General features: G+C 47.8%; 19 protein-coding genes. 6 read left to right on the top strand and 13 right to left on the bottom strand.

The annotated features are described in order from the left end of the window. Position 1: 1 nt before the first annotated feature. The 3 genes from ABTV53_RS04195 to ABTV53_RS04185 form a co-directional block, all read right to left on the bottom strand. Positions 2 to 1,045, bottom strand: coding sequence for a FecCD family ABC transporter permease (locus ABTV53_RS04195; RefSeq protein WP_433750973.1), 1,044 nt, complete (start codon positions 1,043 to 1,045; stop codon positions 2 to 4). Beyond that, complete coding sequence (locus tag ABTV53_RS04190; RefSeq protein WP_433750970.1) at positions 1,042 to 2,055, bottom strand: FecCD family ABC transporter permease; 1,014 nt, start codon at positions 2,053 to 2,055, stop codon at positions 1,042 to 1,044. The genes ABTV53_RS04195 and ABTV53_RS04190 overlap by 4 nt, the downstream gene beginning before the upstream one ends. A 97-nt stretch (positions 2,056 to 2,152) precedes the next feature. Beyond that, the gene (locus tag ABTV53_RS04185; protein WP_433750968.1) at positions 2,153 to 3,166 is read right to left on the bottom strand and encodes an ABC transporter substrate-binding protein; all 1,014 of its coding nucleotides are present in this window, start codon (positions 3,164 to 3,166) and stop codon (positions 2,153 to 2,155) included. 423 nt (positions 3,167 to 3,589) lie between these two features. On the opposite strand from ABTV53_RS04185, the gene ABTV53_RS04180 reads away from it, so the two are divergent. Then, complete coding sequence (locus tag ABTV53_RS04180) at positions 3,590 to 4,168, top strand: hypothetical protein (RefSeq protein ID WP_433750966.1); 579 nt, start codon at positions 3,590 to 3,592, stop codon at positions 4,166 to 4,168. 183 nt (positions 4,169 to 4,351) lie between these two features. Next, positions 4,352 to 6,124 (top strand): alpha-glycosidase, encoded by a 1,773-nt coding sequence (locus ABTV53_RS04175; RefSeq protein ID WP_433750963.1) that lies wholly within the window; start codon positions 4,352 to 4,354, stop codon positions 6,122 to 6,124. 179 nt (positions 6,125 to 6,303) lie between these two features. Here the strand turns inward: ABTV53_RS04175 and ABTV53_RS04170 are convergent, their stop codons facing one another. The 3 genes from ABTV53_RS04170 to ABTV53_RS04160 are packed head-to-tail and all read right to left on the bottom strand — an operon-like array spanning position 6,304 to position 10,471. Further along, entirely contained in the window at positions 6,304 to 7,683 is a 1,380-nt protein-coding gene (locus tag ABTV53_RS04170; RefSeq protein ID WP_433750960.1) for an ANL family adenylate-forming protein, read from the bottom strand. Further along, positions 7,677 to 9,095 carry a hypothetical protein gene (locus tag ABTV53_RS04165; protein ID WP_433750957.1) on the bottom strand — a complete coding sequence of 473 codons (1,419 nt, stop codon included), beginning with the start codon at positions 9,093 to 9,095 and terminating at the stop codon, positions 7,677 to 7,679. The genes ABTV53_RS04170 and ABTV53_RS04165 overlap by 7 nt, the downstream gene beginning before the upstream one ends. Next, a complete protein-coding gene (locus ABTV53_RS04160; RefSeq protein ID WP_433750955.1) occupies positions 9,092 to 10,471 on the bottom strand; it encodes an alpha/beta hydrolase in 1,380 nt (459 codons plus the stop codon). Before ABTV53_RS04160 ends, ABTV53_RS04165 begins: the two co-directional genes overlap by 4 nt. Positions 10,472 to 10,917: 446 nt before the next feature. Here ABTV53_RS04160 and ABTV53_RS04155 point away from each other — a divergent pair, with 446 nt between their 5' ends. Then, on the top strand, positions 10,918 to 13,074 hold the full coding sequence (locus ABTV53_RS04155; RefSeq protein WP_433750952.1) for an alpha-amylase family glycosyl hydrolase: 2,157 nt from the start codon (positions 10,918 to 10,920) through the stop codon (positions 13,072 to 13,074). 95 nt (positions 13,075 to 13,169) lie between these two features. On the opposite strand, the gene ABTV53_RS04150 is transcribed toward ABTV53_RS04155, so the two are convergent. The 4 genes from ABTV53_RS04150 to ABTV53_RS04135 form a co-directional block, all read right to left on the bottom strand. Then, positions 13,170 to 14,456: an MFS transporter gene (locus tag ABTV53_RS04150; RefSeq protein WP_433750950.1), complete on the bottom strand. Its 1,287-nt coding sequence runs from the start codon at positions 14,454 to 14,456 to the stop codon at positions 13,170 to 13,172. Positions 14,457 to 14,605: 149 nt separating this feature from the next. Beyond that, positions 14,606 to 15,442 (bottom strand): sugar ABC transporter permease, encoded by an 837-nt coding sequence (locus tag ABTV53_RS04145; protein WP_339259029.1) that lies wholly within the window; start codon positions 15,440 to 15,442, stop codon positions 14,606 to 14,608. Beyond that, complete coding sequence (locus ABTV53_RS04140) at positions 15,439 to 16,794, bottom strand: sugar ABC transporter permease (RefSeq protein WP_253430654.1); 1,356 nt, start codon at positions 16,792 to 16,794, stop codon at positions 15,439 to 15,441. Before ABTV53_RS04140 ends, ABTV53_RS04145 begins: the two co-directional genes overlap by 4 nt. 247 nt (positions 16,795 to 17,041) lie before the next feature. Continuing rightward, the gene (locus ABTV53_RS04135; RefSeq protein WP_433750946.1) at positions 17,042 to 18,328 is read right to left on the bottom strand and encodes a sugar ABC transporter substrate-binding protein; all 1,287 of its coding nucleotides are present in this window, start codon (positions 18,326 to 18,328) and stop codon (positions 17,042 to 17,044) included. Between the two features lie 401 nt (positions 18,329 to 18,729). Between ABTV53_RS04135 and ABTV53_RS04130 the strand changes: the two genes are divergently transcribed. Then, complete coding sequence (locus tag ABTV53_RS04130; RefSeq protein WP_433750943.1) at positions 18,730 to 19,764, top strand: LacI family DNA-binding transcriptional regulator; 1,035 nt, start codon at positions 18,730 to 18,732, stop codon at positions 19,762 to 19,764. 161 nt (positions 19,765 to 19,925) lie between these two features. Here ABTV53_RS04130 and ABTV53_RS04125 read toward each other — a convergent pair whose 3' ends face one another. Continuing rightward, positions 19,926 to 20,684, bottom strand: a complete 759-nt coding sequence (locus ABTV53_RS04125) for an SDR family oxidoreductase (protein WP_433750940.1) — start codon at positions 20,682 to 20,684, stop codon at positions 19,926 to 19,928. A 381-nt stretch (positions 20,685 to 21,065) separates the two neighbouring features. Between ABTV53_RS04125 and ABTV53_RS04120 the strand changes: the two genes are divergently transcribed. Beyond that, complete coding sequence (locus ABTV53_RS04120; RefSeq protein WP_433750938.1) at positions 21,066 to 21,659, top strand: TetR/AcrR family transcriptional regulator; 594 nt, start codon at positions 21,066 to 21,068, stop codon at positions 21,657 to 21,659. 43 nt (positions 21,660 to 21,702) lie between these two features. Then, complete coding sequence (locus tag ABTV53_RS04115; protein ID WP_433750936.1) at positions 21,703 to 22,254, top strand: hypothetical protein; 552 nt, start codon at positions 21,703 to 21,705, stop codon at positions 22,252 to 22,254. A 120-nt stretch (positions 22,255 to 22,374) separates the two neighbouring features. Here ABTV53_RS04115 and ABTV53_RS04110 read toward each other — a convergent pair whose 3' ends face one another. Together ABTV53_RS04110 and ABTV53_RS04105 are read right to left on the bottom strand one after the other, a co-directional pair. Then, on the bottom strand, positions 22,375 to 23,514 hold the full coding sequence (locus ABTV53_RS04110) for a toxic anion resistance protein (RefSeq protein WP_340015816.1): 1,140 nt from the start codon (positions 23,512 to 23,514) through the stop codon (positions 22,375 to 22,377). 18 nt (positions 23,515 to 23,532) lie between these two features. Continuing rightward, a complete protein-coding gene (locus tag ABTV53_RS04105) occupies positions 23,533 to 25,221 on the bottom strand; it encodes a VWA domain-containing protein (RefSeq protein WP_433750933.1) in 1,689 nt (562 codons plus the stop codon). Between the last annotated feature and the right edge of the window lie 10 nt (positions 25,222 to 25,231).

The raw sequence follows: 25,231 nt of genomic DNA, 5'->3' as shown, positions 1-25,231 counted from the left end.
CTCAAAACTGATTTCGATTCTTGAACAACAAATACAGGAAAAATGGTGCGCCTACGCCTGCGGTGAATACCCCTGCGGGAACATCAAGCGGTAGAAAGGCTGTACGAGCAATCAGATCTGCCGCAAATACAAGCAGAGCACCAACCAGTCCGGACACGATCAGCATACTGCCAAACATCCGGCCGACCAGCTTCCGGGCAATGTGTGGAGCGATTAGGCCAACAAACCCAACGGTTCCGGCAACCGCAACGGCAATTCCCGCCAGCAATACACTGCATAACAACAACGCTGAACGATGCCGCTGCACAGTTACCCCTAGCCCTGTGGCCAGATCATCCCCGAACTCCTGTGCATTCAGGCTGCGGGCGAACCAGATCGCCAGCGGTACAACAATCACGATAACCGGCAAAATCGTTCGGACATCGGTCCACGATGCTCCGTATATACTTCCTGTCAGCCAGATGTATGCTTGACTTGCCGTGTAGAACGGACTCAGGATCAGCATAAAGGTCGTTCCAGCTCCGGTAATGGCTGACACTCCAATTCCAATAAGCACCAGCCGGATCGGACTGACTCCCTTTTTCCAGGCAAGCACGTAGATGATTAATGCCGTCACAATTGCGCCAGCGATGGCGAACAGTGGTAACAACTTGATGCTCATCGCTCCGCCCAGCAATGTAACAAAACCTACAGCCGCAACGGCCGCGCCGCCGGTGATTCCGATGACATCCGGTGAGGCAAGTGGGTTACGGATAATACCTTGCAAGAGCGCACCTGACATACCGAGGGCTGCACCCACGAGCAGAGATAATAACACTCGTGGCAGTCTTAAGGTCAGCACGACGAAGTCATGCTCCCCTGCATTCAGACCAAATATCGTTCTGAGCACATCCAGCGGAGAAATAAAGTCACTGCCTACACTGGTACCGACCACTCCTGCCACCAGGAATAAGAGGATACACATGCCGATGACAACCAATGATTTTCGTTCCATTTGCACCGAGACGGTGTCTTTTTTGTTGCGAAAAGTCCACATCTTCCTCATATCTTCGTCACCCCCTTGCGGGCTATGTACACGAAGAAGGGTCCGCCAATCAATGCAGTCATGACACCAAGTGGAACTTCCTGCGGCATGATCACCAGCCGTGCGACCACATCCGCGGACAGCAACAGAATCGCTCCCCCTGCAATAGAGTAAGGAACGAGCCAGCGGTAATCATTGCCCACCAGCGCACGCATGATATGCGGGACAACCAGACCGACAAGACCGATCGAACCGGCTACAGCAACCGACCCACCCGCCAGCAACACAGTAACAACACCCATGAGCACCTTGACCAGAAGTACATTCTGCCCCATGCCTTTGGCGATATCGTCACCCGTCAGCAGCAGATTGATGGCTCTGCCCATGAACAGAGCGACAATAGCTGCGGCTGTCATGTACGGCAGAACAGGATATAACATATCCAGCGTCCGACCACTTACTGAACCGGCAAGCCAGAAGAGTACATCCTGCAATCCGGTTCCATCCAGCACCAGAATGGCCTGTGTGAAAGAGGCAAACAATGCTGAGATGGCCGTCCCCGCCAGTACAATTTTGATCGGTGTCAGGCCATCACGACCGAGGGAACCTAGCCCATATACAATTGCCGCGGCAACGGCCGCCCCTGCAAAACCAAACCACATCATGGTGGTTAGCGAGGATACGGACAATACCACAATGGCAACAACAATAAAAAAGATCGCACCGGAATTAATTCCGAACACACTTGGTGATGCCAGCGGGTTACGTGTCAATGCCTGCATTAGTCCACCCGCCACGGCCAAACTTGCACCAACGACAGCAGCGATAATTGTACGTGGCAGCCGCTCCGTCAGGAGCACCACATGTTCCACAGAACTCTCGTCATAGAATTGCAGTGCATCCCATGCCATCTGAAACGTGATATGGGTACGTCCCAGAATCATACTGGCTAGGCAAGCAAGTAGAAGTAATATGAATAAACCAACCAGTCCATAGATCTTGGCGCTTGCCTTTGTAAAAAGGGGAAACATACTCTCACTCTTTCATCTGTAAAATGACAAAAGACCTGCCTGCCCATACACTTCGTTAACGAATGTCCTGGTGCATGGCAGGTCCTGCTCCTGTTAGTTAGTTCAGGTTGAACTGCTTATATAGATCGTCCAGCATCATGTTGGCCGATGTGTATCCACCTGCCATGTTCCAGGCCACTTCATCGACCTGAACCAGTTGGTTATTCTTGACTGCATCAAGATTCTTCCACAGAGGACTGCTGGTCCAATCATCATAATTTTTCTGAATGGCATCGGTTTCGGTGCCTGAGTTAAAGTTAAAGATCATGTCTGCATTCATATCCGGAATGTTCTCTTTGGAAGTCAATTCTACTCCCCATGTATCTGCATCATGTCCAGCAGGTCTGGTGAATCCAAGCTCGTTCAGAATTTTACCTGCATAACCCATGTAGAAAATACGAACCTGATCGGCCCTAAAGTTCGTAATGGTTGCTTCAATCGGCAGACGGTCACCCATTTTCTCTTTGAAATCGGCTACACGGCCATCCCAATCAGACAACAGTTTATCCGATTGCTCGACCATATTCATCGCTTCACCCGCTATTTTCACCGTCTCTTTCCAGTCAAACAGGGTCTCCGTCACTACCGTTGGTGCGATCTGTGATAGTTGCTCATAGATTTCTTCATGTCTGATCTTCGTAGCAATAATCAAGTCCGGTTTCAACTTGTTGATCTCTTCCAGATTGGGCTGCGATTCCTGTCCTACTTGTGGAACTCCGTCCAGATCTGCTCTCAGATATTCATATACCGGCTGCTGAACCCATGATTCCACCACGCCTGTCGGTTTCACGCCAAGTGCAACAACGACATCATTTGCACCCTGGAACAGTGTCACAATCTTTTGCGGGGTTCCCTTGATTGTGGTTTCGCCCATGGCATGCTTGATCACTCGGGTCTGATCTTCAGTCCCACTGGCGGTTGTATCACTTTCAATATTGCTCTCATTGCTGCTTGCAGCTTGGCTGGACGTATTCGTTGTCCCGGCACTTCCACCCGAAGCACAACCAGCAAGTAGTGAAATCATCAGAATAAGTGCTGCATAAATGTATAGCTTTTTCTTTACTTTATACATGTAACCCGTCTCCCCTTTTTCTTCTAAATGATATTGAATCTCATTATCAATTGTATTGTAATGGAGTTGGAATCATTATACAAGCATTTATTTGGAAAAACTCCTCACTCTATCTCGAACTCTATTACTTCTTAAAACAACAATAAATAAAGACATTTTAGCTATACCTATATAATATATATCGATATCATTTGTTCCACACAAACCATATATGTAATTTTTTTCTTACCTGCTAAATATAAAAATCTCTCTTCTTACTTTTAACTTCATCTAATACATGTCCTTTTAGCTGGTGGATCATTATTCAATCATATGCATTCAATCAAGGGTTTTACTGTAAAACAATTCCTGTAATTTCTTGTCGCACTATGTTAGATTATCCATTGGAATAAAATCACATCTATAGATAGGGGAAATTAGCACGTGAAGAAATCTTGGGTACTATCATTCATTATGAGTTTTGTTTTGCTCGGCGGGGTATTCGCACCTGCAGGGTCATATGTCGCTGCTGCGGATGACTCAACCGCTACATATTCAGAAGACGAATACTATGAAATTGACACCTCAGAAGAAGAACCAGAACTTACAGCCGAAGAAGAAGACTTCTTGAACTATCTGAATCTATTGGATACGGCATCGGTATATGAGGAGAAAGCCTTCAATGCTTTGGGAGGTGGATTTTACATTACATCCTCCAATCGCAAGTCCGTGTTCCTGAAACTGACCAACACAGCGATTCCTAACTACACCAAATATGTATCCAAGCTGAAGCTGATTAAACCGCAAAATGCGGAATTGCAAAAAATCCATGCCAACCTGATCAAAGGTAGCTATACACAGCTGGAAGGATTCCAACTCGCTAAAAAAGCGGTCTCCAAAACAACGGTAAACAGCGCTGTCCTGAAACAAGCCAATGCCAAAATTGATGCGGGCAAGAAAAATATCGAGAAGTTTCACAAAGAACTGTCTGCTTATGCCAATAAACTTGGATATGATTTTTAAATACAATTTGAAATTTCAGGAAAAAAAGTGTTTTCTTTTGCTGAGTTAGTTCGTATAATAGCACTATAATCAAAAGGCTATGCTGCCGAAAGGTACAACCTCGTGAACAATTGAGGTTGTGCCTTTTTTGCGTTTAATGGCCGCTTTTATTTGAAATTCATCATCTGACGAGGAGTGATTTACATGATTCTTGAAGCCGTTTACCACCGCCCCAAACTCAATTGGTCTTATGCCTATGACCGCTCGACCATGCACCTGCGACTTCGGTCCAAACGCGGGGACCTGGATGCGGTGATTGCCATTACCGGAGACAAATATGCCTGGGATCGGACGATCACGCACATCCCCATGCACATCTTTGCCCGGGATGAAATGTTCGATTATTGGGAAGCCGAGACTTCACCTCCCTATCGCAGATTACGGTATGGTTTCCAATTGATTCAGGGAGAGGAATCGGTGTGGATGACGGAGCGCGGATTCGAGCAGGCACTGCCTGATCATCCACTTGAATTCTTTGATTTTCCATTTATGAATCCGGTCGACATTTTTGAACCGCCTGCTTGGGTTAAGGACGCTGTATTTTATCAGATTTTCCCTGAACGTTATGCCAACGGCGATCCCTCCATCAGTCCCAACAATGCAGAGCCCTGGGGAGGGGAACCCACACCGGTGAACTTCTTCGGCGGTGATCTCCAAGGTGTGCTTGATCATCTGGATCATATAAGCCAGCTTGGCATCAATGCCATCTATTTCTGTCCGCTGTTCGAGGCCACGACGAATCACAAATACAATACAGGCGATTATATGAAAGTTGATCCTCACTTTGGAACCAATGAACAGTTCAAGGCTTTCGTGGACGCCTGTCATCAGCGCGGCATACGTGTCGTTCTGGATGCCGTGTTCAATCATTCCGGCAGAGAGTTCCCTCCTTTTGTCGATGTCATGAAGAATGGAGCCTCTTCCCCTTACGCAGACTGGTTCTATATCAAGGACTGGCCGCCGCGTGTGGAGGATGGCATACCGACTTATGACACTTTTGCCTTTGAACCGCTTATGCCGAAGTTGAATACGGAACACCCTGAAGTGAAGGCATACCTGCTGGAGGTAGGACGTTTCTGGGTTGAGGAGATGGACATTGACGGCTGGAGGCTCGATGTAGCCAACGAGGTAGATCATCAGTTCTGGCGCGAATTCCGTCAGACGGTAAAAGCCATCAAACCTGATGCTTATCTGCTCGGTGAGATCTGGCATGATTCGCTCATGTGGCTTCAGGGAGACCAGTTCGATGCCGTGATGAATTATCCGTTTACCAATTCGGTATTAGACTATACAGTACATGGCAAGCTCGATGGACTTGGCTTCGCGAATGAGATCGGCAAACTGCTCGCAGCTTATTCACAGCCTGTAACGGAAGCGGCCTTCAATCTGCTCGGAAGTCATGATACACCCAGACTGCTGTCCTTGTGTGATGGAGATGAGCGCAAGATGAAACTTGCCGTTACGTTGTTGCTTACGTATCCAGGTGTGCCATGTATCTATTATGGAGACGAAGTCGGTCTTGACGGGGGATATGATCCGGGTTGCCGCAAGTGTATGGAATGGGATGAGAGCAAACAGAACCGTGAACTTCTGGAATTCTTCACTCGTAGCATTGCCCTTCGCAAACAGCACCCGGCACTGCGCAGCACGGAACTGAAGATTGTATATGCAAAAGCCGGAGACCCTTGTCTTGCCATCGAACGATTGGATTCGAATTCGGGCGAGCGCATTCTTCTTGTGCTGAATGCGGGTGATGAGCCGTGTACCCTTGAACTTCCTCTGGCAGAACGTAACATCTGGCGGAATCTGTTCACGTCGAACACCATGCAAGCTCAGCAAAATAAACTGACCCTCGATCTGGAACCATACGGATTCTCCTTGCTGCAAATGGAGGCCAAGCAACCTGCGAAAGCCTGATATGAATACGGCTAACAAGGGAATATAACTCCAAAGAGGCTATCTCCTAGGTCATATTGACTCAGGGACAGCCTCTTCTGTTTCTTATACGTCTTATGCATCTTATACGTCATATCCTAACGAACCTATTCCCTCAATACGATGTTTGAGGATCGTTAGCGATAGCGATTGGCAGCGACCTAATTCCCAGCCGAGGCGAAGGATATCGAAGTCATCGGTTTTCGTATTTTCTTCATTCTTGAACTTACGAGTTCTTTCTGTGTAATTACGATTTTCTGCGGAATCTTGTATGAAGGCAGCTTGTCCCGACAATATTCCCAGATGGATCGCCGCAGATCGGTGAGAGTACATTCTGTAGCCAGTCGTACGGTTACCTTCACCCTCTGACCGGTGATGCCGCTCTGCTCTCCCGAAACTACGGCTGCTTCAATACAACTCATCTGCTCCAAAACACCCTCAACTTCGGCAGGATACACTTTCCGTCCACCTACGTTAATGATCTCGGAACGACGTCCCAGAATTCGAATGTACCCTTGCTCCAACACAGCTTCATCCCCTGTACGCAGCCACCCGTCCTCTGTAAAGGGGGATGGTGCATTCAGATATCCGATCATCGCGGTTTCCGTATGAATCTGCAATTCTCCTTCCACGACCCGGCACTTGACCCCTTCATCTTGAATGGAGAATAGCAATGAGCCCGGCTCTTTGGAGCGCGTTGGCAGAATGCCAAGTTCAGACATGCCATAGGCTTGTATCGTCCTTAGTTGTGGAAACTTCCGGTTCCAGGCTGTCAGAACAGCTTCTGGCATTACTTCCGATCCGTACGACACCACTTCGAGACTGGACAGATCGTACCACTCATCATTTCTGCCCAGTAGCAACAGATTCATGAATGTTGGCGAGACTGGCAGGGCCTGAACACGAAACTTCTCAATCGTCCGGCACACTTCTTCAGGAGATCGATCCGCAATGATACACAGACAGCCCCCACTGGACAGGGTCTGCAGCATGGTATTCACACCGCCGATATGATCAAACATCATGAATGGAATCGTTCGCAAGGGCCGAACCTGTCGCCGAAAACCATGTAATAGCCGGTCTGCACGATGAACAGTCGCCTTGCTTACTCCGGTTGACCCAGATGAAAAGAGTATCAGTCCCCCAACGTTTTCCTGTTCAAGTGACGATAACAACAAAGGAACCTCTCCAGAGGAGTCACACGTTTGACGAATGCACAACTTGCCTTCTTCAATGCCCAAACGCCATTTCACCTGTGCCAGCAAGATGTATTCCTGTCGTTTGACTTCAACCAGATGCCGATCCATCGGAAGCACGATACAACCTTGTCCGAGCAAAGCAATCAATGCTGCTGCGGCATAAGGGGAATAGTCTTCCTCCAGCGTGACGAGTTGCCCCGTCAGCCCTTCTGCTGTAATCCACTTACTCATGATGCCAATCTGTTCCAGTAACCAACGGTAGCTGTACTCCCGATCCTTCCAGATCAGTGCAGGCTGCTCTCCCTGTTCTGCGAATCGCTCAAGCAAGAATTGGTTCACCATTCTGCATCCTCCTCACGGGCAGGCGCCCATTGCTGTGCGAGATAATCAACCAGGGAACCTACGGTCTGATAGGGGCTTTCCGGCATGGAAGCAGCAGCTATCTCCGACAGAGCAGCTCCCACTCCCGTACCCCATCGATCTTCGATTCCCTGCTCTACCACTGCAAGCAATGACACGAGTTCCAGCGAATCCAGTTGCCCACTTCGTCCGTACAGTGGAGCGTTACCACCCTCACCAAGTGGAATATTTGTATTATGGTACGCGTTTAACTCCCGGCAACTATCCAATACGATACGGAGCAAATCCTCCCTGTGTTCTTGTCCAATCATCGACACAGTCTGACGTGGGAAGCAATCTGCCTGAGGTATGGACTGCCGAAGTGACTCATACCAGTGCCATTCATCGGTGACCAACATTTTAATTACACCTGTTAACTGTACTTTCCACTGCTCACGCTGCTTTATCCGACTGACCTGAAGCATGCTGTATGCCTTCTCCCACCGTGCAATGATGTCGCTGAATTCTCTCGTATATTGATCAAGTGGAGAACCGAACCATAAGGCAGACTCCTGAAGAAAATCTCGAAGAAAATAGCGACTCCATCGCATATCAAACAGCAGACCGGATACCAGCATCTCATTGAATTGATCCCCTCCATTCGCCCCATGCAATGCATCTAAGAGCTGCAGAGACACCGCATGTCCAAAATAATAATTCCGCTCTCCCTGTGTAATCGTCCGGCCCGTCAGAAATTCTTCAATCTGCGTTGTTAACGCCTGAGTTAACATATCGCGATAACCCGCTGAATCAAGCTTCACAGTCGCCCGGACGTCCATGGTGCCAAACGTTCGGAGTTTTTCTTTGCGCTTCGCCTGAGCAAGCTCGGGTATGCTTCGGTTTCCTTTCCAGAAATCATGAAAGGCCCTTTGAGCAACCTTCCCCTTGTACTTGGAGGGCACGGGATCATAGACGTGAACATGCTCATCTTCCAGACCGTATACGGCAATCCAATGGTCTACCAGATGAAGTCGGGAACCTTGCTTCACGTGTTTGCGAATGTACTCGGGATTCTGATAATCCTCACAGTAAGGCAGATGATAACTGGTTCCTGTAGCCAAAAAAAGTCCGCCTTCACCGATATGCTGCCTGATCTGCGCCTTGCCTTCCTCGAAGCTGTCCAGCTCCCGCTGACCATACATCTCCCAGATCGGCTCTACATAATCCAGTTTGTGAAAGTAAGGCTTAACCAGTCCGTTGTCTCCGCACGAAGGGAGGCAGTACAATCGACTTGCGGCCAACAGTGCCAGACTTGTGATGGAACCTTGTCGATGGAGAACTTCATGAATCAGAGGGAAATTGCAGGGATAATAATAGGGAATGTCCAGCACTGGAGCGAATGAAGGAATGATCATTTTGGGCCTCCTGTTCCCGTTTTGGCAGACATCCTGCCCCAGGATTGGATTAGGTAATGCACAGTCATATCTTCTCTCGCTCGAAATACCCGATTGGCAATAGGTTTGCCATCCACATCGGTCTCGAAACGACGGAAACCACGTGTAAATCGGAAGGAGAACCCACTATCACGCGGGACTCGGTAACAACCTTCATATCGACCTTTACCGGAACGGACAAGCTTCATGCCCATGCCGCCATATATCGTTTCCTCCGAATCTTCGTCGGGAGCTACCTCTGCATAAATGCAAACCTCTACGTGCGTAGACAATTCAGGAACAACAGTGTAGATGCGTGTAGTAGACAGTTCTCCCACAGTCAGCGTGACGGATGCACTTCCAATACCAACAGGCACCAGCTCTCCGCTCGAACGAACCTGGATTACCTCCGGGTCACTTGAAGTATAATTGCCATGCAGCAGACTCTGAACCAATCCGTTCTCGTAGTGCATTTGTGCATTGATACACACGCTCATTCCACCCCGTAGTCCGATGACATCCCTTCCAAGCAGTTTGAGCGAAGAGGGCTTACCCACGTGGCCGAACATGTATAGTAACGGGAGATGAACGCGTGCTCCCCAGTCACCTTCCTGATGACAGGCACCCGGCTGTTGCAGAAATGCCAATTCCTCACCCGATCTGACACCACGTTCAAGTAATTGATGAGCTACCCTTCTGACCTGGGAAGGCAGAAACAGACCTTCCGTATCTCCAATATCCATCCACATTCGAACATCGGGTACCTCTTCTGGCAAGCGATACATGTTTTCTTCCAACAGTCCACTTTCCGATGTTTCGTCCAGCTGCACATCCACATAGAATGGTGACATCATGATCAATTTTCCGAAAACATCCGGATGTCGCATCCCCATGTGCAATGTACAAAGTGCCGCGGCAGATGAACCCAACAATCCGGTATTCTTCTTGTCCGGCAACGTCCGATAACGATGATCAATGATCGGTTTGAGCTCATGAATGATGAAATGCTCATAGTCGATGCCTGAGCAACCCACACTCACGGCCTCTCTCTCCGGAGCGATGAAGTGATAGAATTCGTTGTGCGTGACTGGACGGACATGCGTAATGCCGACAATAATCAATGATTCAATCTGCCCGGAAGAAATTAGACCGTCTGCTGCTTGATCCATATTCCATGTTTCATTGCCTGGCCCGGATGGACCAAAAGCCCGCTGCCCCGCATGTACGTACAGAACCGGATAATGGCGAGCTGTCTGCTCATGATAACCGGGCGGGAGGTACACATAAATGTTGCGGATATTGCCCAGCCGTGACGCCTGAATGCCTTCCAAACATTCAATGACAGAATGGGTACTCAACGATCATCAACCGCCTCTCTTCTCCCGATTCGACTGCATCATACAAATAACCCCGCCTCAGAAGAGACGGGGTTGTCCCAGAACACATGGAAGTGTCCCGGGATACATAGCCCTTATATTGTGAATCTGCGAATAGTTTAAATCCCCGGACATGCTTTTGTAAACATAAAAATAGAAAATAAATGCACCCAAAAAAGTTATTGACATAAGATCCAATATTTCTTACGATAACATTGTGATCATAACTCGAGGGCCATGCTTTTAAACCTGAGCGGTTTAGGACAACCCCGGTAACTCCCGAAGGAGATGCCGGGGTTGTTGGCGTGTCAAAAGGAGGGAAGTCTCAATCCACTGCGTATCATTCCATTGTATTGAAAGCGCTATTATTCAAGAGCCAGGTTGGTTGTTTATCTAAACTACTACATTCACGAGAAGGGTGGATTACTATGTTTCAAATGGCCAAACGCGTACTCCTCAGCACAACACTGACACTCAGTTTACTTGCAGGGGGTGCACTTCCCTATCTGCCTGCTTCCGCGATCCATGCCGATGCGGATACCGCGGTTACCAACAAGCAGAACTTTAGTACAGACGTCATCTATCAGATCTTTACGGACCGCTTCCTGGACGGCAATCCTTCCAACAATCCTACCGGAGCTGCCTACGATGCCACTTGTAGCAACCTGAAGTTGTATTGCGGCGGCGACTGGCAGGGTCTGATCGACAAAATCAACGATAACTATTTCAGCGATCTGGGCGTTACGGCATTGTGGATCTCCCAACCGGTTGAGAATATCTTCGCCACGATCACCTATGGCGGTGTGATCAACACGGCGTATCATGGCTACTGGGCACGTGATTTCAAGAAAACCAATCCTTACTTCGGAACCATGGCTGATTTTCAAAATCTGATTTCCACTGCTCATGCGAAAGGCATCAAGATCGTCATTGACTTTGCCCCAAACCATACGTCTCCTGCCATGGAAACCGACACATCCTTTGCGGAGAATGGCAAGTTGTACGATAATGGTAATCTGGTTGGTGGCTACACGAATGATACGAATGGCTACTTCCATCACAACGGCGGCTCCGATTTTTCCTCCCTGGAGAATGGTATCTACAAAAACCTCTATGACCTGGCTGACCTGAATCACAATAACAGTACCATTGATCAATATTTCAAAGATGCAATCAAGCTATGGCTTGATATGGGTGTGGACGGTATTCGTGTTGATGCGGTGAAACATATGCCTCTTGGCTGGCAAAAGAGCTGGATGTCCTCCATCTATGCACATAAACCTGTATTCACCTTTGGTGAATGGTTCCTGGGATCTGCTGCATCGGATGCGGATAACACGGAATTTGCTAATGAATCCGGGATGAGCCTACTCGATTTCCGCTTTAACTCTGCCGTACGTGACGTCTTCCGGGATAACACGTCCAACATGTATGCTCTGGATTCGATGATTACAGGCACAGCCGCAGATTACAACCAGGTGAATGACCAAGTCACTTTCATCGACAACCATGATATGGATCGGTTCAAAACAAGTGCCGTCAACAACCGACGTCTTGAACAAGCGCTAGCTTTCACGCTGACTTCACGCGGCGTACCTGCCATCTATTATGGTACCGAGCAGTATCTGACTGGAAACGGTGACCCGGACAATCGGGCCAAAATGCCTTCCTTCTCCAAAACAACCACTGCTTTTAACGTGATCAGCAAGCTGGCCCCTCTGCGCAAATCCAATCCAGCAATCGCCTATGGTTCCACTCAGCAACGCTGGATCAATAATGATGTGTACGTCTATGAACGCAAATTTGGCAAAAGTGTAGCTGTTGTTGCGGTGAACCGTAATCTCTCCACACCAGCGAGCATTGCGAATCTAAGCACTTCACTGCCAACTGGCTCATACACAGATGTGCTTGGCGGTGTCCTGAACGGCAATAACATCACTTCCAGTAACGGTAATATCTCATCCTTCACACTGGCTGCCGGAGCAACAGCAGTATGGCAATATACAACGAGCGAAACAACACCAACGATCGGACATGTAGGTCCGGTGATGGGTAAACCGGGTAATGTCGTTACCATTAGCGGACGTGGATTTGGCTCCACCAAAGGTACCGTATACTTCGGTACAGCAGCCGTTACCGGTGCTGCGATCACCTCATGGGAAGATACACAGATCAAAGTAACAATCCCAGCTGTTGCCGCAGGCAATTATGCTGTAAAAGTAGCTGCGAATGGCGTCAACAGTAATGCGTATAACAACTTCACCATCCTTACGGGTGATCAGGTCACAGTACGATTCGTCATTAACAATGCTTCCACCACCCTGGGTCAGAACATCTATCTGACAGGTAACGTGGCTGAACTGGGGAACTGGAGTACGGGCACAACAGCTATTGGCCCTGCTTTCAATCAGGTTATCCATGCCTACCCAACCTGGTACTATGATGTGAGCGTGCCAGCCGGGAAACAACTGGAGTTCAAATTCTTCAAGAAAAATGGAGCAACCATTACCTGGGAAGGTGGTTCCAACCATACGTTTACCACACCAACCAGCGGTACAGCGACTGTAAATGTAAACTGGCAATAGAATATTCAGTCCACAAGGTAACCCGGAGCATACGCTAACGTAGCGTATGCTCCGGGTTTTGCTGTACCTTGCCAGGTTGCTTGGATTGCTTAATGTCATTGATAGGTTCGAATCGACTTCAATGCTGTGGCTGCCAGAATACCTGTCGCCAGCAGCAGTATGCCCACGCCTTGCAGTACGTAAGCTGCCCCCCACTGATCTGCCAATACGGAGACAACCGTCAATCCCAGGATAGGCGCTGTGCTGGTGATTGTTCCAACCACGCCATAAACCCTTCCTTGTAGCTCGTCCGGAACGGCTGTCCTCAGCATAATCTGGGTGAGCATCGTACAGCAGGCAAACATCGCACCTCCGCCCACGATTAACGGTAATGCCATGATTGGCGAGGATACATTCGCCAAAAAAATATAGAGTGGCCCTAATACAATCAGACCGATAAATACCCATCTCCCTCTTCGCTTCAATCGTTTCCCCGAAGCAATTAGCAGTGCAGAGCCAATCATATAACCAAGTGGAATACAGGTCTCAATCAAACCAAACTGTACCGGATTCGCCTCCCATACCTTGACCGCCATCACTTGAACCAGCATCATGGCCGACATGAAAAATAAGATCAGCACCGGATTAAGCAATACAATCGATCGAATCAGACGATTCCGATAGATGTAGCCAAACGAACTGCGCCATTCCTGAGCAAATGTGGTCTGCTGATTAACGGATCGCTGGACCTCTGGAAAATGCCCCGCCATCAGCACACAGACGGCGGACAACAGAAAGGTTGCCCCTGTAATTAATATGGCGACGAATCCGCCAAATGCAGCAACAGCAACTCCTGCCGCGGCTAGTCCGCTGATCCGGGCAAGATTATCCACCATGTGAATGGTTCCAGTCGCTTGTTGAATATGTTCTCTGCCAACCATGCTTGCTACAGAGGCATGGAATGCAGGTGCCTGAAACAGACTTGAAAACATGGACAGTGAGAGCAACAGCAGCACCACCGGGAACGGTGCATGCCAACCGAATAAGCTAATCGCAATCAGCACAGCCATCACACCGCGAAATACATCCGAGGCAAGCATCAGCTTTCTGCGATCCAATCGGTCTGCAACCGTACCCGCAACCGATCCAAATAAAAAGCTGACGGCCATATTGCAGATCTGTACTGCCGCCATGCTCTTTGCACTCCCTGTGGTCTGTAACACCCACAGACTGATTGCAATCCCATTGAAGCAATCTCCAAAGACCGAGATGCCATAGCCGTACAATATCCTCCGAAAGGTAACATTACGCCAAAGAGTTGGCGGAGCCTTGGCACTCTGCAATGCAGCTTGTCCTGCTTGATATCCCATAACCTCGGGCTCACTGGACGGATTTATGCCCATACATCACGTTCCTCCCTAATCATGATTCGAGCCCATATAGAACCAGGCACTTCCGCAGCTCTGTCAGTCGACAAAGACATATATTACGGAAGTGCCTGGTTGGAATGTGCCGCAAGTAATGCGGCTGCCTATGTTGTTATGGCACAGGATTAACCTTTGGAAGCTCCTGCTGTCAGACCTTGAACAAGGAATCGTTGCAGGAAAACAAACAACAGTGTAATTGGAATGGCGATCAGAACTGCACCCGCGGCAAACATTGTAAAGTTACTGTCCTGATACCGGTTGACCAGATCCCACATGCCCACCGCAAGCGTCCAGTTCTCCTTCGTCCGCAGCACCAGCCGGGCAAAGATAAAGTCCATCCATGCACCGGTAAAGCTGGTCAATGCCACATAGGTCAGCATCGGCTTGGATAAGGGCAGGATGATGCTGGTGAATACCCGCAGGTGACTCGCACCATCCATGCGCGCAGCTTCATCCAGACTGCGCGGGATGGTGTCAAAGAAACCTTTGACGATAAAGCCGCCCAGTACCGCTCCTGAAGAATAGACCAGGATGAGCGCAGCATGGGTATCGAGCAATTTAACTTGCAGCAAAATGATATAAATTGCAATCATGCTCATGAAGCTTGGAAACATGCCAAGGATCAGCATGGTGGAGAGAATCGTTTTACGTCCACGGAACCGGAATCTGGACAGGGCATACATTCCAAGTGTCACCATCAACGTGGAGAAGATCATTGTGAAAAAGGCAATTTTCAATGTATTCATATACCATCTGCCGTACATAAAGGACGGGTTATTGAACAGTTCGCCGTAATGGGTAAGCGTGAAAGCTTCGGGCCATAACCGCTCACTGAACAATGCCGCACCGGGTCTCAGGGAAGAGAGAAAGATCCAGAGTACCGGATAGATGGAGACAACAGCGATGATCACCAACAACACATAACTCAGGGCCAAACGCAGCGGATTATTACGTGTCTTCATTGAATCATGTCCTCCTCCTTGAATGATTTGGAGCGGCGGAAGTTCCAGATGGAGAATGAAGCGATGATGAGGAAGATAATAATCCCTACCGCTGAAGCCATGTTGAACTTGTTATTGTCGAGCGTGAGCTTGTAGAGCCAGGTGACCAACAGGTCCGTCGCCCCTGCGTACTGATAGTCTCCCCGCAGCGGATTCCCGTTGGTCAGCAGGAAGATGACATTGAAGTTGTTGAAGTTTCCGGCAAACTGCATGATAAGTACCGGAGTTGTGGCAAACAGAATGAACGGCATCGTAATGATCCGGAATTTCTGAAATGCGGATGCTCCATCCACTTCGGCAGCCTCGTAGAGATCACGAGGGATGGCTGTTAATACACCCAGAATAAGCACCATACTTACGGGAATACCGATCCACATGTTGACGACAATGACGGTGACCTTAGCCCAGAACGGATCTGTGAGCCAAGGTAATCCTTCCAACCCAAACGCTCTCATGTACGTATTGATCGGACCAAACTGCCCATTAAATAGATTACGCATGAGCAGTAGGGAGATGATCTGCGGAATCGCATATGGCAAAATAAAAATCGTCCGCCACAGCTTTTTGAAGCGTATGCCCCGCTGTTCAATCAACAGTGCTACAAGTACGCCGCCAAAATAGGTGGTGACTGTCGCCAGAATGGCCCAGATGACCGTCCAGGTCAGCACACCGTAGAATGTCTGACTCCAGGATTTCAGCTGAATCAGATCGCTGAATGTCTTGAAGCCCACCCAGTCCACGAGTTTGGCTGGCGGAATATGGTCCGGTGCCGAGTAGTTGGTAAATGCAATCGTGATCGTAAACAGAATCGGCATAACGGTGAAGAAAAGAATGCCTAGTGCCGGGATGGACAGAAACAGGTAGGGAAAGTTTTTGTCCATCATGTTCCGAAGCGAAGCCGCTGCGCCCAGGGTCTTCTTCCCTTCCTCTCTTGCGACTCCCGTGACGTACGCATCCCGAATATTCAGGATGTAGATCAAGATAAACACAAAAAACACAAGCAATACGATAATGCCATCCAACAGCAAAAAGATGGAATGGTCTCCCCTTTGAAGTACGGTGGACCCATTCACTTTGACAAAACGCTGTGTATTTTCCCCCAGTGTCCATATGCCCCATACGGCCTGTGACAGGCGAGGAAGCAGGTACGCAAGCCCTGCCCCCTCCAGTAACAGTAGACAAATCCCCTTAATCCATTGTCGATTGTACAGCTGTCCAAGACCTTGCAGTATGATGGAACATATGGCCGCTGTCATCCGGTGTTGTCTTTCCCTGTTCGGTCCAACGGGCACCGGGACATGCTGCTGTTGCATTCGCTCTCTCCTCCCCGCCTATTGCTAACCTGTATGAATTGAACAATAGTGTACTTACACTGACCACTCCGATGACAGAATAAGCTTCCGATCGGTGTTAAAGGCGAGCCTATGCTTCCGAAGTAGCTTTCTTTCAGAAATCTTTTAGCTTCACTTCTTCAGCTTCCTTCTGTCCTCTCCGTTTTTGTGTAAATATTACGTTCAATTCATGCAGGCTTATGCATATCTTCGGAATCGTCGTTCGTCCTTATTGGACGGTTGCAAGGCTTTCCTGGATCTGTTTTACGGCGTTATCCAGTGATGCCTTCACGTCCTTATCGGCATCCCATATATCCGTAATGGCCGAAGTGATCGGTCCCCATACGCTGTCCATGGCAGGCAACGAAGGCATTGGTGTGGAGTTGTTGAACTGTTCCAGGAACGCCGTATTGATCGGGTCCTCCTGCAACTTCGGATCAGTAGCTACGTTTTTGTTCGCAGGAAGTGTACCATTTAGATCAAAGTTCTCCATCTGAGCCTCTTCATTGGAAAGGAACGCTGCCAAGAGCTTCGACGCATTCGGATATTGCGTAAATGCATTTACATAATAGGCTTTAACGCCTGAGAAGGAGGTCATCGGTTTGCCATCAATTGCAGGAAGCGGAGCAACCCCAAAATCAATACCTGCATTGCGATAATCGGCAATGGTCCACGGGCCATTAATGTCCATAGCGAGTTTACCGCTGGAGAATAATCCCTTTTTGATATCATAGTTCACGTCACCCATCTTGAGCGGCAGTACTTCCGACTTCAGCGTCTGCAAGAACTGTCCACCCTTCTGGGCTCCTTCGTTATTCAAACCGAGGTCCGTGCTATCCATCCCGTTATCCCCGAAAATATAACCGCCCTGTGAAGCCAGGAATGCATAGTTATAGTAAAATTGCTGCAATTCCCACATCAGCGCATATTGATTGGATTTCACGTTATTAAACGTCTTGGCGAAGCTGATAATCTCATCGAAATTTTTCGGAGCTTCTGGATACAGTGCTTTGTTGTAAAAAAGAGCATAGGTCTCCACGCTGTACGGATAGCCGTACAAGATATCCTTGAACGTCACCGCCTTCAGTGCATTATCGCTGGTGCTCTCTGCGGTCTCTGCTTCGAATATGTCATTGGGCAGAATAAGTCCGGCCTCTGAAGCACTACCAATCTTATCATGTGGAAAAACAACGACATCCGCCGCCAGACCCGCTGGGCCATCCGTCGTTAGTTTGGTTACCTGATCGGTTGGAGGTAATTCCTCCATTTTGACCGTTACCCCATACTTCTCTTCGAATTTTTTGGCTCTTTGCTCAATAAAACTGCTTTGATTTTTGTCCTCCCAGATGACCAGGGTTGCGCCTTCTTCCGGTTGAAGGTTCTCGGCTGTCAGCTCTACCACTTCCTCCGGATTCTCACCTGCCGTAGTTGGAGATGGACTTCCGCCTCCAGTCCCGCACGCAGCCAGTGTAAAAGCCATCATGACGGACAATGTTGCCCCTTGCCATTTTCTCATGTAAAATGTCCCCTTCCCTCTGCTTGGTCCAACAAAGTTCGCGCTTTTCACCCTTTGTACAAACGTTTGCCCAAATGGATACAAATTCACCTATTTGCTCAATATTCAGGGAGAATAAAGCTAAGAAGTATGTAAATCCACCGATGTAAGCGCTACAATAACAATCACATCATACAATACCAAACTTTATTTGCACAAACGTTTGCACAAGCCATATTTGCTCAATTTTAACCAATTTACCTCTTTTACCTACAGTAATTTCCTGTTTCCTTGTTCAGACTCTTTCTTCCTTTATTTTACTTCCTATGCATCTCCTACTTGGCAGTTAGCAATTGATTTATCGTATCCTTTGGATTACCATAGGAGAATATTTATACGATTGTTCAGAAGGGATTTTTTACATGATTACAATCAAGGATATTGCCAAATTGGCGGGTGTTTCCCCTTCTACAGTGTCACGGGTGATTTCCAACCATCCCAGAATCAGCACCAAGACGTCTCTCAAAGTGAAGCAAATCATGAAAGAATTGAACTATCATCCTAACATCATGGCGAAGAGCCTTGTTTCCAAAACGACACATACCCTTGGCATTATGCTTCCTCGTCCTGCAGAAGAGTTGTTTCAGAATTACTTTTTCGGGGAACTGCTGCGAGGGATTATTACACATGCCACCCGTATGAATTATGAATTGCTGCTAACGACCGAAACATCATCAGACAATGAATTGCATGCAATATCACGCCTTGTTCATGGCCGCAGAGTAGATGGCATTCTGTTGCTTGGGGCCAAACGAGACGATCCCATCATTTCATTTTTGGAAGCGGAAAAGTTTCCTTTTGTGTTAATCGGTCGTAGTGAAGCTCATCCAAATGCCCCCATGGTGGATAACGACAATGTGCAGACTGCTTATGATGCAACTCACCATCTGATCGCCCAAGGGCATACGCGAATCGGATTTGTCAGCGGCCCACCGGATATTACGTTATCGCATGATCGCATGCTAGGATACCAAAAAGCACTTGCCCAAGCCGGGCTGGATGCCGATAGTGACTGGATTGTGGAAGGCGAATTTCTACAGGAAAGTGGATTCAGGGCGATGTCGCTGTTCATGTCCTTGCCAAACAGACCTACCGCAATTGTTGTCATTGATGACAATGTGGCCTTCGGGGTACTGAGAGCTCTGGCTGAGCTTCATTATCTGGTGCCTGAAGATATCAGCGTAGTCAGTTTTAACAATATTGCGTTATCTGAACTGGCTTCACCCCCATTAAGCTCTATAGACATTGGAACCTATCAGCTTGGCTACACAGCCGTTCAGGTATTGTTGAAAATTCTAAGCGGGGAATCACAGCTTCATAATCCGGTCATTATTCCCCATCGTCTGATCGTGCGTGAATCCTCACTCTTTTCCAAGCCAAAGCCACCCTCAGATTGATTCATTTTGAGCAACCATGCAGTAATGCAAACGTTTGTCCTACGCCAGTGAAAATGCTGTTATTCACATTACGTCAACGCAAAAAAGAAGCCGCATATACTCATGCGGCTTCCTGACTTTACACACGATATCCATACTACATGCTTGATTGCATGAATGGATTAATAAGAGCTCCAACCAGCATCTGCTGTCACGACAGTTCCATTCACGAAACTGGACTCGTCCGATCCGAGAAATAAGGCCACCTTGGCGATCTCTTCGCTCGTCCCAATGCGTGGATTGATTGCCATGCCCAGCTGTTGTCGCCCTGCACCGTATGGGCTAATGCCAGTCATGGATGTGCTGATGTTGGTTGCCACGGCTCCTGGAGCAATCGCATTACAACGAATGCCTTGCTCAGCATACATATACCCTGTATTTTTGGTAAAGCCTACGACCGCATGTTTGGAAGCTGTATAGGCTGCTCCTGCACGTCCGCCGTGCAATCCACCTGCCGAAGCAATGTTCACGATGACACCTTTCTGTTTCTCCAGGAAGATCGGCAATACTTTACGCGTTGTCCGCATCACACTGGTTGTGTTCACAGCGAACAATCTCTCCCATTTCTCATCCGTTATATCCGCTGCAGGCTCCATGCCATCCATAATGCCCGCATTGTTAATCAGAATATCTACTGTACCGTATGTGCTTACCGTCGTATCAATCAGATTCTGCACATCTTCTTCTTTGGCTACATTGGCCAGAACAACAATCGCTTCTCCACCCTGAGCTTTAATATCTTGAACTACCGCTTGAGCGGATTCCTCGTTAATATCCGATACAACGACTTTCGCGCCTTCTTGAGCATACAACGTTGCAATTGCTTTCCCCATACCTGAACCAGCACCAGTAACAATTGCGACTTTATCTTGAAGTTTCATTCCATGTATCCTCCTTCATGAATTCGTTTACAATAAGTTAACAAACAAATGTTCATTAACTCTTATCCTTAGTATAATAAGTCATAGCGTTTCACTACAATCAGTAAAAGCTTGTCCAGTTGTACGTTAAACAACACTAATAAGCCCGAATGTACTTTAACTATAAAGTGAACTATAGAAATTGAACTAAACATTTACACAAAACGGAGAGGACAGAAATAACCTGAAGAAGCGGAGCGTTCGCCTTTATCCCCGGATTTACCCCTTTATAAAAGGAATCAAAAAAATCAGGGGATAACAGCGATCGGAAGGTTGTTCTGTCATCGGAGTGGCCAGTGTAAATATTCTTTAGTTCAACTTATATAGCGAGGAGGAAAATAGATGTCTGAAACTCTGAATTCAATGGACCGAAGAATCAAGAAATCAAAAGCTGCGATGAAGGATGCTCTCATCCATTTGATGCAAAAGCATCCCTTCAAAGAAATATCCATTACGGATATTGTCCAGCGCGCCGACCTGAATCGAGGTACATTTTACAGACATTATCAGTACAAGGAAGACCTGTTCAATGAGATCATCCATGATGTGATTCAGGATCTGGTGACTTCTTTTCGCAAACCCTATCAAGGGTTGAAAGAGTTTGAGGTCGGTCTAATGCCCTCTTCGGCCATCACCATCTTTGAACATGTGCACCAGCACGCACAATTCTACACACTGGTTGTACAGTCCGAGGCTTCTTCCAACTTTCAGCGCATGATCTGTGATGTTCTTCGCGATCTTTCCTTACAGGATCTGAACCACATCTTCCCAGAGCACATCAACCCTGAACTGCTGGCAAGTTACCAGTCTCATGCGATATTCGGCATGATCATGGAGTGGATCAGACAAGATTTCAAGCATAGCCCCGCTTACATGGCCGAGGAGTTGTTCAAGATCATTCATTACAGGCCTGGTCATGTTGTGTTGAACGAATGAAAATCCATGTTAGATTATCCAATGGAATATAAACAAAAGGAGGATGACAACACATTTGAAGAAGTCGTGGATTATATCATTGATTACCAGTTTTGTTTTGCTTGGCGGAGTGCTTCTCTCTCCAGCCGCTTCTGTCGATGCAGCCCAAATAGCAACCTCTACATATTCAGATTTAGATCAGAGTTATGCAGAATTTAAAGAGTACACTAATCAGTTATTTGCCCTTGAAACTTATGAGGCCAAAGCCTTCACAGCTTTGGAAAGCATCGACACCCAGGTAACTTCAACGAACCGCAAGTCCATGTATCTTAAACTTACGAATACGGTGATCCCCAATTATACAAAATTAGTATCCAAGGCAAAGCAAATCAAGCCTACCAACCCGCAAATCAAGAAAATCCACGCCACATTTGTTAAGGCAAGTTACACTCAGCTCGAAGGGTATCTGTTGTACCAAAAGGCGGTATCCAAGAACAAAGTGAATTACACGTTACTAAAACAGGGAAATGCCAAAGTAAACACTGCTGGTGTTCTAATGGATCAATGCGAACAACAGTTATACGCATATGCAAGAAGTTTGGGGTATGACAGTTAGTAACTATCTTCATAGAATTTCAAAAAGCGACCATTCCCATGCTTAATGGAGAACGGTCGCTTCTTCTAATTATAGAAATAAAGATAACAATATAATGCGTATTTTTTCTCTCTCTTCTGTTTACAGCCCCAGCTTCTGCCCTTTCTCCAAACGCTGAATCTGTTGCTCTCCAGTATCTGCAAGTTCACGGAACTGCGAGATAGTCTCCCTCATTCTTGGCAAAGCTTCCTGCTTATAAAGACTGATGGAATCGAGTGCAGACAACACATCAGTGAACGCCTGTTTCATCGTATCCACGGAGATGCTGGCTTCATATGCCTGCTTTTGGATGGCAATTCCCTGATCCTTGAGCATCTTGGATGTTCCGGCGATCAGATCGTTGGTTGTCTGGTTTAACAACTCAATTTTCTGTAATACAATCTTCTGATTATACAAAGCACTTGCTACCGTAACGGCAATCTTCAGTGCCGAGATCGTTACATTCTTCGCCCGGTCTACCCCGCGAATCAATTCTTTGTTGTTGCGGATTACCACTTCGATCGCCATGATACCCTGTTGGTTCACGACCAACATCTGCTGCAGATCCATGACCCGCTGACGGAGCGGGAACAATACTTCTTCCGTAATAAATCGGACTTTCTCGGGGTCCTCATTGCGGACCTTGGCCGCTTCAATCTGTGCATCGATAGACTCATCCATGAGCACGCCAAGCTGGATTTCCTTTTGCAGACGCTTGGTGAGTTCTCTCAGGTTCTGTTGTTCAATCTCCAGCGTTGTATTATCGTTACGCAGGGTGGATCTGCCTTTATCCAAGGAGGTTACGATGTCGGCAATGACTGCGTCAGCCTTCTGATATTTCAGGAAATAGGCGCGAAGCGGATTGAACAATTTTCCGAGGAAGCCCGTCTTGGCAAAGTCGACCACGCTCGGGTCGAGATCCTTCAGTTGCATATGCAGCTCGGTCAAACCTTTGGCGACCTGACCGCCCTCGTCTCCCGTCTTGGACAGATGTCCAACGGAGACTTGAAGCAAGGCGTTTTTCTCGGAAGAGGATCTCATCGTGTTCATGCCAAAGCCGTCAATGGATTGCAGAATCTCTTTGCGCTTCTCCAGGGATTCAAGGTCCAGTGTCATGATCATCTCTACGTTGGCATTGGCCACTTGTTGAAGCTCCGCGACCTCGGCGGGCACGGGTTTCACCTCTTCTTCAATCACTTTCTGAATTTCCTTCTGGCTCGGTATTTCCATTGAAAATGACATCTAAGTTCCCCCTTTAGATTACATCTGTACGTTAAACAGGTTCCCGATCTTGTACACGACATCGTCGGTATCGGCATTGATACTTGCCGCTTCGTTAATGCTGGAGATGCTCTCCAAAGCCTTGATGTCCGCGTTGTAGCCAATCGTATAGATTGGTACTTTGTACGTCTCAACCAGATCCCGAATATCCTTCAGGGTATGACCTTCGTTGGTCTCGCCATCACTCAGGACAAAAATCAGCGGCTTCACATTCGGATTAGCAGCCATATAATCTTCCAGCATCTTCATCGCCACCACGATCCCGTCAAACGTCGCCGTACCGCCGCCAGCTTGCAGACTATCCACTGTTCCAACAAACATGGACTGCTGGTTCGTATCATACTTGGCAATCGGCAGATTCACAGTTACCCCGCTGGAGTAAGAAACCAGGCCAATACTATTCTCTGTACCCAGGTACTTCTGACCTTTGCGCAGGGACTCCTTCAGTCGGTTAAGCGGTTCGCCGTCCATGCTTCCGGATACATCGGTCACGAACACAGCGGCAATCGGTTTGCTCCCATTCTTCTTCTCTTTCCAGACTTTCTGCGCGGACAGTAACGTGCCGCCATCCACGGTAGCCAGTTCGGATTTGTAATCCTGCAACCCGTTGAAGCCGAATTCTTCCGCCGATTGTTGGTACTTCGCCTGGGTTACGAATTCTGCAAACTTCTGGATAATCCCCTGTTTGTTCTGCGGCAATTGTCCCAATGCATACAGCGGGCTGTCATGTCTCACGCCAAATGGTGTAAAGACGTAACCACTCTTCAGATCGGCGGTATTCACATACGTCTGGTATTCGAGTACAAAGGCATCCAGTCTGCCTGATTTGGCCGCTTCCCGCATCTGAATGGTTGTCGACGCTGTAAACGGTACATTTGTCTGGAATTTCTCAAATCCCTCAATCGCCTTCTCTCCCAGCGGATTGGCGCTATCATACGTATTCAGTGCAGTCACCAGGAAGTTCAGTCCTGTAGAGCTGGCAAATGGATCAGTATATCCCATCGCGAGTTCATTGTTCGCAATCGCTTCGGTTACGGTCTTCACATTCACGGAGCCGTACGTATCAACCAGTGCATCATATTTGGCTTTCGAGATGACAATACCCGGAACGTTCCCGACCAGTCGCTCAGATACCATTTCTGTCTTTACCCCACTGGCCTCAACCATCTCGCCCCACAGTTCATTGGAAGGTGTGAATGCATCAGGTATATACTTGCCTGACTTGATATAATCGGTAGCCGTACCGGAGGCAATGTTGCGTATTTTGACCGATACTTGTTTCCCACCAACGGTAATATTCGCTTTGTTGAACTCTTCGCCCACTTCGGTTAACCAGCCGTCTACCCCGCTGCCCGACTTCTCTGTGGAAGAGAAGATTTCGACGTAATCATTTGTTGTATTCTCTACAGCGATTGCAAATTTGGAGATATCCGGCAGTGATTCCGCCACGTCAACCGGATCGAGATCAATCTGCCCTTTGACCGGCTCCGCTGTTGCTGGTGCAATATCCGCGTACAGTTTTCCCAGTTCCTTACCTGCATTCTCTGTGCTTACCTGTGTGGTCGATTTGCCAAAGTTCGATGTTAGTGTAATTCCTGCATAGACCAGACCGAATACGAGTACCAGCATTACAATCGATATGAAAAAAAACTTTCCCTTCTTGGCCATACGAGCAACC

This window comes from Paenibacillus amylolyticus (assembly GCF_050990605.1).
Lineage (GTDB): Bacteria > Bacillota > Bacilli > Paenibacillales > Paenibacillaceae > Paenibacillus > Paenibacillus amylolyticus_H.
The sequence above is the reverse complement of the archived record's forward strand: the minus strand, read 5'-3'. Positions and strand labels throughout refer to the sequence as shown.